The organism is Acinetobacter sp. 25-47-130 (assembly GCF_056779705.1).
On sequence record NZ_JBWYII010000001.1, the window covers coordinates 386,783 to 401,666 of the forward strand.

At 39.3% G+C, this 14,884-nt stretch carries 15 protein-coding genes; 10 read left to right on the forward strand and 5 right to left on the reverse strand.

Translation table 11 applies throughout. The annotated features are described in order from the left end of the window. The first annotated feature begins 58 nt into the window (after window positions 1-58). Window positions 59-787: a pseudouridine synthase gene (locus tag AC1M83_RS01860; protein ID WP_481589847.1), complete on the forward strand. Its 729-nt coding sequence runs from the start codon at window positions 59-61 to the stop codon at window positions 785-787. 50 nt (window positions 788-837) lie between these two features. Here the strand turns inward: AC1M83_RS01860 and AC1M83_RS01865 are convergent, their stop codons facing one another. The 3 genes from AC1M83_RS01865 to AC1M83_RS01875 form a co-directional block, all read right to left on the reverse strand. Then, window positions 838-1,281 carry a GNAT family N-acetyltransferase gene (locus AC1M83_RS01865; protein WP_035264628.1) on the reverse strand — a complete coding sequence of 148 codons (444 nt, stop codon included), beginning with the start codon at window positions 1,279-1,281 and terminating at the stop codon, window positions 838-840. Window positions 1,282-1,402: 121 nt separating this feature from the next. Next, window positions 1,403-1,705, reverse strand: coding sequence for a type II toxin-antitoxin system RelB/DinJ family antitoxin (locus tag AC1M83_RS01870; protein ID WP_180027665.1), 303 nt, complete (start codon window positions 1,703-1,705; stop codon window positions 1,403-1,405). A gap of 106 nt (window positions 1,706-1,811) precedes the next feature. Then, entirely contained in the window at window positions 1,812-2,735 is a 924-nt protein-coding gene (locus AC1M83_RS01875; RefSeq protein WP_481589848.1) for an RluA family pseudouridine synthase, read from the reverse strand. Window positions 2,736-2,851: 116 nt separating this feature from the next. Here AC1M83_RS01875 and tsaE point away from each other — a divergent pair, with 116 nt between their 5' ends. From tsaE to hfq, 4 genes are all read left to right on the forward strand, one after another. After that, on the forward strand, window positions 2,852-3,319 hold the full coding sequence (gene tsaE, locus AC1M83_RS01880; RefSeq protein WP_092766269.1) for a tRNA (adenosine(37)-N6)-threonylcarbamoyltransferase complex ATPase subunit type 1 TsaE: 468 nt from the start codon (window positions 2,852-2,854) through the stop codon (window positions 3,317-3,319). Between the two features lie 8 nt (window positions 3,320-3,327). Next, window positions 3,328-5,280, forward strand: coding sequence for a DNA mismatch repair endonuclease MutL (gene mutL, locus AC1M83_RS01885; RefSeq protein ID WP_180027668.1), 1,953 nt, complete (start codon window positions 3,328-3,330; stop codon window positions 5,278-5,280). Between the two features lie 6 nt (window positions 5,281-5,286). After that, on the forward strand, window positions 5,287-6,231 hold the full coding sequence (gene miaA, locus AC1M83_RS01890; protein ID WP_481589849.1) for a tRNA (adenosine(37)-N6)-dimethylallyltransferase MiaA: 945 nt from the start codon (window positions 5,287-5,289) through the stop codon (window positions 6,229-6,231). Window positions 6,232-6,320: 89 nt separating this feature from the next. Beyond that, the gene (gene hfq / locus AC1M83_RS01895) at window positions 6,321-6,707 is read left to right on the forward strand and encodes an RNA chaperone Hfq (protein ID WP_481589850.1); all 387 of its coding nucleotides are present in this window, start codon (window positions 6,321-6,323) and stop codon (window positions 6,705-6,707) included. A 107-nt stretch (window positions 6,708-6,814) separates the two neighbouring features. Here hfq and AC1M83_RS01900 read toward each other — a convergent pair whose 3' ends face one another. Then, on the reverse strand, window positions 6,815-8,113 hold the full coding sequence (locus AC1M83_RS01900; RefSeq protein ID WP_179998229.1) for a peptidylprolyl isomerase: 1,299 nt from the start codon (window positions 8,111-8,113) through the stop codon (window positions 6,815-6,817). Further along, window positions 8,113-10,587, reverse strand: a complete 2,475-nt coding sequence (locus AC1M83_RS01905) for an LPS-assembly protein LptD (protein WP_481589851.1) — start codon at window positions 10,585-10,587, stop codon at window positions 8,113-8,115. Before AC1M83_RS01905 ends, AC1M83_RS01900 begins: the two co-directional genes overlap by 1 nt. Window positions 10,588-10,706: 119 nt before the next feature. Between AC1M83_RS01905 and AC1M83_RS01910 the strand changes: the two genes are divergently transcribed. From AC1M83_RS01910 to AC1M83_RS01930, 5 genes are all read left to right on the forward strand, one after another. After that, the gene (locus tag AC1M83_RS01910) at window positions 10,707-11,723 is read left to right on the forward strand and encodes an aminoglycoside phosphotransferase family protein (protein WP_481589852.1); all 1,017 of its coding nucleotides are present in this window, start codon (window positions 10,707-10,709) and stop codon (window positions 11,721-11,723) included. After that, complete coding sequence (gene murU, locus AC1M83_RS01915) at window positions 11,720-12,409, forward strand: N-acetylmuramate alpha-1-phosphate uridylyltransferase MurU (protein WP_481589853.1); 690 nt, start codon at window positions 11,720-11,722, stop codon at window positions 12,407-12,409. Before AC1M83_RS01910 ends, murU begins: the two co-directional genes overlap by 4 nt. 85 nt (window positions 12,410-12,494) lie before the next feature. Further along, window positions 12,495-13,127, forward strand: coding sequence for a 16S rRNA (guanine(527)-N(7))-methyltransferase RsmG (gene rsmG, locus AC1M83_RS01920; RefSeq protein ID WP_092766213.1), 633 nt, complete (start codon window positions 12,495-12,497; stop codon window positions 13,125-13,127). A gap of 23 nt (window positions 13,128-13,150) precedes the next feature. Further along, complete coding sequence (locus AC1M83_RS01925) at window positions 13,151-13,933, forward strand: ParA family protein (RefSeq protein WP_092766214.1); 783 nt, start codon at window positions 13,151-13,153, stop codon at window positions 13,931-13,933. Then, window positions 13,930-14,820, forward strand: a complete 891-nt coding sequence (locus AC1M83_RS01930; protein ID WP_035264597.1) for a ParB/RepB/Spo0J family partition protein — start codon at window positions 13,930-13,932, stop codon at window positions 14,818-14,820. The genes AC1M83_RS01925 and AC1M83_RS01930 overlap by 4 nt, the downstream gene beginning before the upstream one ends. Window positions 14,821-14,884 lie beyond the last annotated feature (64 nt).

The following is a 14,884-nucleotide window of genomic DNA, read 5'->3' on the forward strand; positions in this document are numbered from 1 at the left end:
TGCATTCAGATGACATACTTTAAATTTCAACGAATATTGTAATTAATGGAAGTGATTCATGGTTCTGGAAAAAATGTTACAGTCTCAAGGCTTTGGATCACGAAAATATTGTCAACAATTAATTAAATCTGGTGCAGTGGTCATTGATGGTAATGTGATCACGGACCCGAAATATAAACTGAAGCTTCAAGGTCTTAGCTTCCACGTGTATAACGATGAATATACTTATCGTGAAAAAGTTTATATAGCACTCAATAAACCTGTAGGCTATGAATGCTCGCATCAAGCGACGCATCACTTCAGCGTGTTTGAATTAATCGATGACATATTGTTGCAAAGGGGAGCGCAAACTGTCGGACGTTTAGATCAAGACACGACTGGTATATTGTTACTTACAGATGATGGACAATTTCTGCAAGCGCTGACTCATCCTAAAAAACATGTTCCTAAAGTTTATCAAATGCATACAGTAGATCCAGTCACTGAGCAGCAAATCATTCAATTGGGTCAAGGTGTAGAGCTTCGCAATGAAACAGGATTGTTTCAAGCAACAGACATTCAACTCATAAGCGAACAACACCTACAATTTACAGTGCATCAAGGCGTTTATCATCAAGTAAAGCGTATGGTTGCTGCTGTGGGAAATCATGTTGAATCATTGCATCGACTGCAAATTGGACAATTAAAATTAGATCAGCTTGCTGAAGGTGAATATTGCTATCTCACTGAACAGCAAATACTCGCCGCAAAAAATCAAAGTCCTGATGCTCAACTCCTTAAGATTTAAATCATCAATGCTAAAGACTCTATTCTCAAGACGATATGTTATGTAATGCCTTAAGATAGAAAGCAATGATAGGTTTGGAATTCATTGTCTTTGACGAAGCCCATCTTTTCGTAAAGTTGGTGAGATTGAAAGTTACTTCGTTGTGTCTCTAATGAAATTCGACTGGCTTTTTCGGATTGTGCAAACAAAATTGCAGTGTCAATGAGTTGTTTGGCTGAACCTTGTCTTCTATAAATTGGAGTGACATATACATCATCTAAAATGTAGTAGCTTGAACAAGCATGGGACGAAAAACCTAGATAAAGAATCACGAACCCAGTGATTACATCATTTTTGATGTGAATAAAAATAACACTTTGTTGGTTTTCGAATCGCTGTTTTAGAAAATCATAGGATTGTTGAATATTGGATGATGCACCATAAAACTGTCGGTATTCATCAAAAAGTACAGCGAGTTGATTGAGATCTTCTGTTGTGGCTTTCCGTACTATCACTGTTGAGCTCTCCTCAGATCATTATTTTTAATCTTGTTATGATGAAGAGCTAAACATATTTGCGCAGGGCGCTGTAAATTAAATTGTTTAGAAATACGACAAAGTTAACTTATGTCAAAAATTAATCTTTATCGCTTTCACCCAAAAGTGCATTCAATTCTGCAAAAAAATCGTCGTCATCTAAACTCGAAGTTGTAGTATTGGATTCTTGTTGTTCTTGCTTAAGCTTTTTGAGTTTCAACAATTGATCCATGTTGATCGTTTGATTTTCGATTGCAAAAGGAATGGACTTTGTCAGTACAACTTGTTTGAAAAATAAACGCACTGCTTGCGCTGGTGTAATCCCCAATTGCTTAAAAACTGCAAAGGCTTGTTTTTTTTCTTGTGAGTCAAGTCGGACTTGATAAACTTCTGTTTTTCTCATGAATTAAAACCAAACGACTCTAAATTTAAGTGCTTATTTTAATCTAAGTAAATGTAATTTCAATGTCTGAACGTGAAAATTATATAAATTTGTCATTACAATGAATCTACAATGTCAGTGTTTGCGTGCTTTTAAAGTGCATTTCAATATTTAATATCGGATCAATAAATTGAAGCTCATCAGCAAGTAATTGCAACGGAGCACTGAAATCATCCTCAGCTTTATGCGCGATTACCGGATAAAAAGGATCATTTTTGATTGGAATATTGAGCGCATTGAGGTGAACGCGAAGTTGATGTTGCTTACCAGTCAGCGGTTTCAAAATATATCGTCCCCACTGTGAGTTGTGTTCTATCAGGTCAATTTGAGTGACAGAATTGGTAACGCCTTCACATACTTTCATTATATAAAATGGATTTCCCTTTTCTATGCGCAATTCAACTGTTCGTGGAAAGACTAAGTCTTTTGAGTAAGGTGCGATGGCTTGATATGTTTTGGATACTTTACGATCTGCAAAAAGTTGTTGATATACTCCGCGACTTTCAACTTTTTTTGAAAATAAAACAACACCTGCTGTTTCGCGGTCTAAACGATGAATCGGAGTGAGATGAGGATTATCAGTGAACTGCTTTAATCTCACTAATAAGGTTTCTTGAACATATTGACCTGTCGGACTCATGGTTAAAAAATGAGGTTTATCCACCACGAGCAGATCATCGTTTTCGTATAAAATTTTTTCCTTAAACGGAACATGAATTTCGTTTGCTAAAAAACGATAATAAAAAATATGAGAATTAGGTTGATACGCCGAGTTGATGGAAAGTTTGTTGCCATCTGCATTATAAATAAGACCATCTTGAAAACGTTGTTGCCACTCCAGTGCGTCTATATGAGAAAAGGCTTGAATGAGAAAATCATAAATCGTAATTGGGGAGATTTGTAGATTTGGAAGAAATACTTTGCTGGCTGTTACACCATTGATCATCGGTGGCGTAAAACTTGGGGCACTTTCTGAATTTGATTTTGGCATAACAAGACAACAGAATAAAAAAATGATCAGATGAATGAGTTTTTGAACAAGTCTAGATAGGCACTGTTCAGGAGCATGCTATTATACCTCTTCAACAGATGTCTAATGTGATCCAGATGCAATATTCTTTTCAACTCAACTTAAATGATGAAGCAGATACTCAAAAATTAGCTGCATGTTTAGGGCAGTGTATTGAAAAGGGTGTCATATACCTCATTGGAGATTTGGGTGCGGGTAAAACCACCCTGACGCGTTATTGGCTACAAAATTTAGGTCATCGTGGTGCGGTTAAAAGCCCGACTTATACACTGGTTGAACCCTATAAAATCAATCAGCAGGATGTCTTTCATTTTGATTTGTACCGTTTGAATGATCCTTATGAACTTGAGTTGATGGGTATTCGTGATTATCTGGATATTGCTGATGCGCTATTCTTGTTTGAATGGCCCTCTAAAGGTGGTGACGAAATTCCAAATGCAGATGTTATCTTGAATATTGAGAAAACTGATGATGAATCAGTACGTCATGTCACGATTTCTTCAAATGATGAAGCTTTACTCGCAAAATTAAAGACACAGTTTTAAATAATTCTATGGCGCATGATCTTAGCTTGAATCGAATTCAAACCTTATCTCCTGCATTAGCAAACCAAATTGCTGCGGGAGAGGTAATTGAACGTCCTGCATCAGTGGTGAAGGAACTTCTAGAAAACTCCATTGATGCAGGTGCGACTGAATTAATCATTCGAGTCGAACAAGGCGGTAGTACGCTGATTGAGATTATCGATAATGGCAAAGGAATTCATCCTGAGGATCTGCCGCTTGCGGTCATGCGTCATGCGACCAGTAAAATTCAAACTGCTGAAGATTTACATGCAATTGTGAGCTTAGGTTTTCGCGGAGAAGCCTTGGCTTCCATTGCTGCTGTTTCGCGCTTGACCTTGACCAGTAGTCGTGATGATTCAGGAATTGGTTATCAGGTCGAAGTAAACGGCACGGCCTTTGATCATCAAGAGATTCAAGCTGTTGCTACTCAGCAAGGCACACACATACGTGTACAAGATTTATTTTTTAATGTGCCAGCAAGACGAAAGTTTTTAAAAAAGCCAAATACGGAATTTGGTCACATTGAAGAAATCGTACGGCGCTTAGCCTTAACGCATTTCGATATTCGGATTGTGCTGGAACATAATGGTGCTATTCGTTTAAATTTGCCTGTCGCAGACAGTGGTCAACTCAGATTTCAACGTGTACAGCAGCTTTTAGGTCGACAATTTACTGAAAATGCGTATTGGATCGATGCTGATAGTGTCAATATGCGCTTATCAGGATGGTTAGGTCATCCTTCTGATGCTCGAGCACAAAGTGATTTGCAGTATGTGTACGTGAATGGTCGTATCGTAAAAGATAAAACAATCTCTCATGCTTTGCGAATGGCCTATGATGGCATCTTGCATGGGCATCAACATGCAGCTTATTTGTTGTTCTTAGAAGTTGATCCTGAATTTATTGATGTGAATGTGCATCCGACTAAACATGAAATTCGATTTTTGAATCAACGTGAAGTACACGAATTTGTACGTCATTTTGCCAAAGAAACTTTGTCGCAATTTCAAACTGCGACTGCGGATTTAGCCCAGGCTTTAAAGCTTGATCAAGATGTCATCGCACCATCAGTACAGTTACCACGTTATCAAGAGCAATTTAATCTGCATCAAAATGCTCCAGCATCGCCCCCTATGTCCCAGACGTTGCAGGAATCGAGTCATGAGGGGTATTTAACAGATTTTAGTGTTAAACAGCCTCAGTCAGTTCAATATAGTGCGCCGAGCCAGCCTTATTCAAATTCTAATATCAGTAATGCACTCAAGTCTTATTTGGCACCTTTGAAAGAAACGTCATCTAATTTTGAAGTTCCTCATGATGCTGAGATGGAATCAACATCGTCTAGAGTTGATGAGTTCCCCTTGGGGATTGCAATTGCACAACTTCATGGAATTTATATTCTGGCGCAAAATTCTGAAGGTTTGATCATTGTGGATATGCATGCTGCGCATGAGCGAATCTTGTTGCAGCAAATGAAATCTGCTTGGGATAAACCTGAATTTTGGACATCACAGCAGTTGCTGATTCCAAAAGTGATTTCAATTACACGCATGCAAGCCACGCGTATCGAAGACCTTAAGCCTCAGTTGGCGCGGCTTGGTTTAGAAATTGATCAATATGGCGATGAGCAAGTGATAGTGCGAGGTGTGCCTGCTATTTTGCACAAAGCTGATTTTAATGCATTAATCCCAGAACTTTTGAATGATCTTGATCCCAATGATGAGGCCAGTGCTTTACAACAAAAAAGAGACCATATCTTGGCAGGGATGGCATGTCATGGCGCAGTGCGTGCGCATCGAATGTTAAGTATTTCTGAAATGAATGCACTGTTGAGGCAGATGGAACAAACTGAGTTTGCAAGTCAATGTAATCATGGACGACCGACTTGGAGAGCTTTTCCACTTAGTCAATTAGATAAATTATTTGCTCGAGGAGAGTAATTATACATGTCAAATCAAATGCCAGTCATCAACTTAATGGGGCCGACTGCGAGTGGGAAAACTGCTTTGGCATGCGAGCTATATGAGCGCGGTAATTTTGAAATTGTTTCAGTGGATTCTGCGTTAATCTATAAGGACATGGATATCGGTTCGGCAAAGCCATCAAAAGAAGAGCAGGAACGATATCCACATCACTTGATTGATATTATTACACCGCTCGAGGTTTATTCGGCAGCTCAATTCGTTGAAGATGCATCGCTGCTGATTGATGAAATACATTCACGCGGTAAGACCCCAATTTTGGTGGGTGGGACGATGTTGTACTACAAAGCACTGTTGGAAGGCTTGGCAACGAATCTCCCTAATGCTGATGAAAAGGTACGTCAACAAATTGAAAATGAAGCCATGGCATTGGGTTGGGAGAGCGTCTACGAAGAGTTAAAACGTGTCGATCCTATGGCAGGTGAGAAGTTTAAAGTGAGTGATCGTCAGCGCATTATACGTGCGCTAGAGGTCTATCGTCTGACAGGTCGACCTATCACTGAGCTTCAAGCTGAACAGCCTAAAAAACAGCCATATCGTTACAATTTTCATAATTATGCGCTATTACCTGATCGTGTAGAATTACACAAAAGAATTGAACTGCGCCTAAAAATAATGTGGGATATCGGTTTTTTAAATGAGGTGGAGTATCTGATTGAAAAATACGATTTAAACGATAATTTGCCATCGGCGAGATCTGTTGGATATCGCCAAGCTTTAGATTTTCTTAAAAATAGTGATAGAAGTCTCAAATCTAAGCAAGATATGGAAGACAAGTGTTTGTTTGCAACACGACAACTTGCTAAACGTCAATACACTTGGTTACGTTCTTTGCAAGAAGCGCACAGTTTTCAAACTTTTTTGACGATAAAGCAAGCTCAAGAAGACTTGCGAAACTTATATGGATAAAGCAAAATTTACTCACTATCTTTTTTATAAATTTTAATTGAAAAATAAAGATAGTTTTTTTGCGCTGATTTTATTTTTTGGAGTATAACATGTCTAAAGGTCAAACTTTACAAGATCCGTTCTTAAACTCTCTCCGTAAGGAACGTATTCCAGTTTCAATCTTTTTAGTCAACGGTATTAAATTACAAGGTCATATCGAATCATTTGACCAATACGTTGTATTATTAAAAAACACGGTAAGCCAAATGGTTTACAAACACGCTATTTCAACAGTTGTACCTGCACGTAATCCACGTCCTGCTGGTGCTCCTGCAGGCGCTCCTGCTGGTGCTCAAGGCGGCTTCGGTGGTCAACAAGGTGGCTTCGGTGCTCAAGGTGGCTTCGGTGGTCAAGGTGGCTTTGGTGCGACTTCTACACCAAACTTTGATGGCGAAACAAAATTTGATGATGCTCAAGAAGACGAAAACAATCGTTAATTTTTGAGTAATCAAAAAGGCACCTGATGAAGGTGCCTTTTTTTATATGAACAGCCTAAAAATTAAAATTAAAGCCCCCATAGTGGAGGCTCTCAATTAAGAAAAAATTAGTTTTGGTTGGGTTGTTTAATTTCAACGTATGTACTTGCGCGAAGCTCTCTTAACCAGCCATCTAACTCTGCATCAAATTGACGGTCACCAAGAATTTGGCGCGCTATGCGTTTTTGCTGTTCCTGAGTCATGTCTTGCTGACGTGCATCAGTAACTTGCAAAATATGCCAACCAAACTGTGTTTCAAAAGGTTCACTGACTTCGCCAATTTTCGCAGTCTGCATTTTTTGATCAAACTCTGGCACCATCATACCTGGTGACACCCAACCTAAGCTACCACCATCACGTGCAGAGCCTGGATCATTAGAATAAGTTGCAGCAAGAACTGCAAAATCATCACCTGCCTTTACACGGCTATAGATACTGTCAATAGTGTGTTTGGCATTTTCAGGGCTCACCACTTCAGAAGTCTTAATCAGAATATGGCGAGTTTGGTATTGTGGCACAATTGTCTTTTTCTCATTTGACTTGCGCTCTAAGAGTTTCAACAAGTGGATGCCATCTCGAGCCTGAATTAAATCAGTAGTATTGCCTGGTGAAACTAAAGCGATACTCGATGCAAGTTCTTCTGGAATATCTGCGATTGAGCGCGAGCCCATATCTGCACCTTCAACTTTAATTGTAGATGTAGAAAATTGTTTCTGTATCGCATCTACATCATTCGAAGCTTGAAGTGCATCTTGAACTTGTTGCGCGACTTGAGTGAGTTCTTGTTGAGAGGCTTCACCAGAAATTCTGAAGTGAATCACGTGAGCTTGAGTACCCACAGCAGCTTGACCTTCCGGTGATTTGAGGAAGTTTTCAACATCTTGGTCGCTGATTTTGATGCGTGACATCACTTGTTGTTGACGTAAGCGCTGAATAGCAAGATCATCAGCGACTTTAGCACGTAGGTTTTCATAAGTGCCTGGAGCCATACGGTCAAGCTTTTGCTGGAAGTCTTCTAGGCTATTACTGTTCGACTGGCGAGCAACATTAAGCACAGCATCATTTAAAGTTTTTTCATCAACTTGAATGCCATAGCGTTTTACTTGTTCAAGTTGCGCATTTTGGATGATAAGTTTATTCAGAGCTTGATTTTCAAGTACCTGAAGTGGTGGTACATCCTGTTTTTGAGCTTTAAGCTGATGTTGTAGCTCAGCGACACCTTGTGCAATGTCACTTTTTAAAATGGCGCTTTTGCCAACAATAGCAACGATTTGATCTGATGGGTTTGCATAACTTGACACTGATGCAGAAATAACAAGTGCTAACGCTGAAGCTTTAAAGAGTTGTTTTAAATTTTGCATCTTCATTAATTCGTCCAATTTTGTTTAACTTTATCGAAACCCAAGATTCGATTTTCCAGTAAAGAGCTTAACTTACTGTTTAAGCCACCAAGTCCTTTAAGTGTAAACTCTGCCATTACAGCACGTTTTTGTTTGGTGTCTGGTGCATTAACATCATCTAAGTCATTGTAATAAGAGCGACCATAGACCGAAACACCCCAGCAGCACGACTCATAATTAATACCTAAAAGGTACTCGCGTGCAACACTGTTGTCTAGATCATATTGCATATGACCCATCAAATTCCAATTACCTTTTACAGGTTGTATAAAGGATGCTGTAACTTGGTCATAGTGGTCTTGACGATCTTCAAGTCGCTTACGATTAAAATAACCAAAGTTATATAGGTTACCTTGATCACCTGTGTAATACACTTGTAGATCACGTTGAGCATTATCTCCGTTAGACATCCACATTGAGTTTGCATTCACAGTAAAGTTCTGAGAAAGCTGGCTGGCAATGCTGATCACAGGACCAGTTTGACGCTCAGTATTAAATGGGTCATTTTGACTATTATTCAAAGTCACCTTACGGTCTTCAAAATAGTAACTTTGTCCGATGCTGGCACGTAAACGTTCTAATCCGATTGTATCAAAGAGGCTGTAACTTACTCCGAGTGATAAGAAGTTATTATCTTCTAGGCGGTCGTGGCCATAAAAGCGACGTGGATTAAAGAGTTGATCGTAATTCAGGGACGCTGCGGTTGAGTCAAAGTTCGGTGAACTGTTTTGATTTCTGTGGGGTGCATAAGCATAGAATGCACGTGGTGTGATGGTTTGTAAGAATTTTCCATCTTTTTCAAAGATAAGACCAGCATCTAAAGTAAACTCTGGAACTATAACTGCATTATCTTTGGTGTTTTTTCTTTGTTCTTCAGTGATACGATCAATCGTATTTTGATCAAAGAAAGTATTTATAGAGCGAACTGATGCTTGTGGTATAAAGAATGACCACTGATTGCGGAAGTTATATCGTGCAGAAAACTCATTATAAAGACGTGTACCACTTGGTTGATAAATGGTGTCCATATTTGAGTTGTCTGAAGCATTTAAGTCATTAATATCTTTTTGGAAATATGCTGTATCGTTATTAAATTCATATTCCAGTCCTTGCGGATTACCAGTGATATAATTGACGAGCAATTGCGGTAGTCGTGCATAGGGGCGATCAACATCATCAACATCAGGGTCTAGCGTCTGGAAGTCTTCAACTTTGAGTTGCGCGCGTAACCCTGGAATTCCATTCGCGTAATTAAGATCCCAAGCGCGGCGTTGATTTAACTCTGTTCTTGTATTCGGATTGCTGTCTAGATCGGCAAAGAAGTCTTTATCAGAAACATAGTTGTATTCTAAATTGGTCGTCCATTGGTCATTGATTTTCCAATTGTGCACGAGGTGTAAATCTTTACGATCTTCATCATCATATTTACGATCTTGTGCTAAATAACCACCCCAAATACGGCCACCACCATATTGTTCAGTCAGATACCTGAACTCACCCTCAGCCATCAATCCACGACCGCCAATGAAACGTGGAGTGATAGTCGCATCATAATTGGGTGCTAAATTGAGATAAATTGGCGCTTCAAGTTCTAAACCACCATCGTTGGTATAGCCAAAACCTGGGTTTAATAAGCCAGTGGTACGACGATCATCAATAGGGAAATTGAAATATGGCACAGCCAACACTGGTGTGTTTTTAATATATAGTTTAGTGCCTTTGGTCACGCCACGCCCAGTGTCTTGATTTAACTCAATCGAATTGGCTTGAATCTTCCATGTTGGGCTTTGCTCAGGTGGACACGTGCTATAAGTTGCATTCTGAAGGAGTAAAATATTGGGTGAGGTGCGCTCAATATTTTCTGCACGACCATGCCCATGTGTCGCTTCTGAAATATAAAAGCTGTTATTGAGGCGTCCCGTTTGGGTTTTTAAATTGTAGTCAATTTGATCACTTTGAGCCAATAAACCCGCTTGTGCTAACTGTACATTGCCAGAAGCTTTGGCATGGGTTTGAGTGTTGTCAAGTTTAATCTTATCTGCACGTACCATACGACCTTGTTGATCGATGATGACATTGCCTTCTAATTCTGAGTCACCATTTGGATTGTAATATGCACGATCAGCGGTGATGATCGACGTTGCTTGCTCAGGATCAATTGCTTTGGTATCAGGGCTGATTGGTGTCAACCAAGTTTGAGCACAAAATTTCGAGCTTGGGGAGAGCGTGCTACGTTGTTGCGCTTCGGCTGAATTTTTATTGACATAATATTGATCAAAGAAGCGCTGACCAGGGTAGCTTTCTTTAATTGCAGTTTGAAGTGCTTGATTGTCCACCTCAGTTGTACTGTCTTTAGAGTCGGCATAACTTGAGACTGTGCTACCACACAATAAGGTTAAAATAGCAGTCGCCAAAGGGCTGAAAGTAAACTGATGCTTCATTTATATCATTAACCAAGTATGCAAATTGCAATTAATTATTGTCGCATCATAGAGAAAAAACGGATTAGTGGCTACACTTAGCACTTTAAATATTCAGCCTGTACTAGAATTTATAGCAAATGAATACACAACGTGAACAATTGATACATACGTGGGTGCAATCTGTACTTCAATCAGAGCAGTTCGAAATAAAATATTTAGCAGGCGATGCCAGTTTCCGTCGCTATGCGCGAATCACCTTGAATAATAAATCATTTATGTTAATGGATGCACCTCCAGAAAAAGAAGATTGTGTACCTTTTGTGACGATTGATGAATTCTTCGATCGTCATGGTGTTCGTGTTCCACATATTGTTGCAAAGGATTTAGAGCAAGGGTTGTTGCTTCTTGAAGATTTTGGGGATGAGCTTTTAGCGAACCATTTAAACAATGACACGGTAGATCAGCATTATTTACAGAGTTTTAAACAACTCATTCAATTACAGTCTATTCGTGGTGTGGATCAGTTTCCAGAATATAGTTACGAAAAATTAATCAGTGAAATGGAGTTATTCACAGATTGGTTGCTTCCATCATTAAATATTCGATTAAATGCTGATGAACAAGGTTTGATTAAGCGCACTTTTGCGATATTGGCAAATGCGGCTTTAGCTCAACCACAAGTGATTGTTCATCGAGACTTTCACAGTCGTAATCTCATGTTGTTGAATGATGAACAAGAACAAGGCGTAATTGATTTTCAAGATGCGGTAATCGGTGCGGATACCTACGACTTGATTTCAATTACACGTGATGCATACGTGCAATGGCCTCCAGCACGTGTAAAACAATGGTTTAAAACCTTCTATGAATTATTACCAGATGATTCAAAAATTGATCGTGATTTAGAGCGCTTTATTAAAGATGCTGACTTCATGGCGATTCAACGCCATTTAAAGATTTTAGGTATTTTTGTGCGATTGTTTGAACGTGATGGAAAGTCGGGCTATTTAAAAGACTTGCCTCGTGTCATGTGGTATTTACTCGAAGAGTCGAAGCCTTACGCTGAACTCACTCCATTTATTCAATGGGTTGAAGATAAAGTGCTACATGCATTTGAAGCCAAGTATGGTCACTATGAGGTAGTAGCTGCATGAAAGCCATGATTTTAGCAGCCGGTCTGGGTAACCGTATGCGTCCCTTGACGCTTTATAAACCAAAGCCACTGTTGGAAGTGGGTGGAAAGCCTTTAATTGTATGGCATATTGAAAAATTAAAGTCGATTGGTGTTAGTGAAATTATTATTAATTCGGCATGGCTGGCAGACAAATTGATCGGTGCTTTAGGCGATGGTTCTCAGTTTGGTGTGAACATTCGCTGGACGCGTGAAGATGAGGGTTTGGAAACAGCTGGTGGAATCATCAATGCTTTGCCCTTGTTGGGTGAAGAACCATTTATCCTCGTCAATGGGGATGTGTGGACTCAGTTTGATTTTGCTCAGTTGCTTGAGCTTGATTTACAAGAAGATCTGGCACACTTGGTACTTGTACCAAATCCGCTACAACATCCTCAAGGTGATTTCACACTATTAGATGGTCGTGCTTATACTTTTGAGCAAGAAAAAGAGGGCGAAAATCTGACTTATAGTGGTATTGCGGTGATTCATCCTCGTTTATTCGAAGGTCTAGAGTGGGGTAAGCGTCCTTTAGCACCTTTGCTTAAAGATGCTATGCACAACCACAGAATTTCTGCTGCAAAAATGGCTGAAACGTGGGTTGATGTGGGTACACCAGAAAGGTTGATGCAGTTAGATCAGCACATTCGAGAAGGACAATTTAACTAACTGAGTATTCACTAAGCGTTAAATAGTGTTCCACGATGCATAAAACGGTATACTTTGATTAATTTTATTGAGATGTTTACTGTTTATGCATCCTTTTTTTCATGAGTTACAACAAGGTAGTCAAAAACTAGGTTTATCACTCAGTGATGAGGCGTTGAGTTTATTATTAAAATATCAAGATGCGCTTGTATTGTGGAATAAGGCGTACAACTTGACTGCGATTCGTGATCCTAAAGAAATGTTAGTTAAGCATTTATTGGATAGCCTCAGCATCTTGAAAGACTTGCCTCAAGGGCGATTGCTTGATATCGGTACCGGTGGTGGTATGCCGGGGATGATCATCGCGCTATGTCAACCTGAGCGAAGCTGTGTGCTTCTGGATTCGAATGGAAAAAAAATTCGTTTTCTCAAACAGTTTATTGCTGATCTAAAACTAAAAAATGTTGTGGCAGTTCAAACTCGAGTAGAGAATGAAGAGAGTATTAATGAACTGGGTAAATTCGATGTAATTACCAGTCGTGCTTTCGCCTCACTGACAGATTTTATTACTGCTTCTCGTCCTTTTATGCATGAAAACAGTATTATTGCTTCTATGAAAGGTTTAATTCCTGCTGAGGAAATTGAAAACCATAAAGATGAGTTGAGTTGCGAAATTATTGAGCTTCACGTTCCTCGTTTAGATGAACAACGTCATTTATTGCTACTTAAACAAATTTAAAAATTCTAGGGATTGGGGTTACCATGGCTCAAATTATTGCTATTGCGAACCAAAAAGGTGGCGTAGGTAAAACCACGACTGCTGTCAATTTGGCTGCATCATTAGCAGTGCTTAAAAAGCGAGTATTGTTGATTGATATGGACTCTCAAGGCAATGCCACTATGGGTTCAGGTATTCAAAAGAATGATCTCTTATACTCAGTAACTGATGTTTTACTGGGTGAAGTGCCAATTGAAACTGCCATCACTAAAGCTGAAGTTGGATATCGCGTAATTGGCTCCAATCGTGATTTAGCAGGTGTTGAATTAGCCATTGCTGAGCAAGACGGTCGTGAATTTATTCTGCGTGATGCGATCCAACAAATTGAAGATAAGTTTGATTACATCATTGTGGATTGTGCACCAAGCTTAAGTTTGATCACGGTAAATGCATTGGCTGCTGTTAAAAGCGTGATCATTCCAATGCAGTGTGAATATTATGCCTTGGAAGGCTTGGCAGATTTAACACAAACGATTGATCGTATTCAACAAGCGTTAAATCCTGATTTAGAAATCATTGGTGTATTGCGTACCATGTACGATGCTCGAAATGCACTGACACGTGATGTGTCGGATGAGTTGGAGCAGTATTTTGGTAAAAAATTATACGAAACGGTTATTCCTCGAAATGTGCGTTTAGCGGAAGCGCCAGCACATGGGTTACCGATTATTTATTTTGAAAAAAGTTCTAAGGGTGCAGTGGCTTATTTGAATCTTGCTGCTGAAATGTTAAAAAAAACCAAAGTGAAAAAAGGAAGTAAAGCATGACCGTGAAGAAAAGAGGCTTAGCAAAGGGTCGTGGCTTAGATGCGTTATTGGGCTCTATTCAAAAAGAAAAATTACAATTAGAAGCACAGTCATTAGATCATGGTCAGCTCAAACAAGTAGATGTCAAACTTCTTAAACGTGGTAATTATCAGCCGCGACGCTTTATTCATGAAGAAGACCTTCAGGAATTAGCATCTTCTATTAAAAAGCATGGCATCATGCAGCCGATTGTCATTCGCCCAATTGAGGATGATGTACATCAATATGAAATTATTGCAGGGGAGCGCCGTTGGCGAGCAGCTCAAATCGCTGGACTAAATGAAGTTCCTGCAATTGTTCGTGATTTGTCAGATCAAGTTGCAATTGCGTTGGCATTAATTGAAAACATTCAACGCCAAGATTTAAATCCAATTGATCAAGCTATGGCATTGCAGCGTTTTCATGAAGAGTTTGGATTAAGTCACCAAGAAATTGCTGAAACGGTGGGCAAGGCACGTACTACAGTAAGTAATTTATTGCGCTTATTAAGCTTAGCGGATCCGATTAAAGACCATATCCAACAAGGTCAATTAGATATGGGGCATGCGCGTGCAATATTGACTTTGCGTGCAAAAGACCAAATTGAAATTGCAAAAATTGTCATTGAAAAAAACCTTTCTGTTCGTCAAACAGAACAGTTAGTGCGTGATTTTAATGCACCAAAACAGGATAAGCCAAAACCATCAATTTCAGCTGATTTAGAGCAACTGACTCAGCGTCTTTCTGAACGTTTCAGTGCAGATGTTAAAATTGATCACAATAAGCAAGGTAAAGGTAAGCTTGTGATTCATTACCATTCACTTGATGAGTTAGATGGTATTCTAAATATCTGTTTAGATGAAAAATAATTAATTTAAAAGCAGTAAATGTGATTTATTTAGATGAGTTTGAGATTTAAGTCATTTGGGTCTC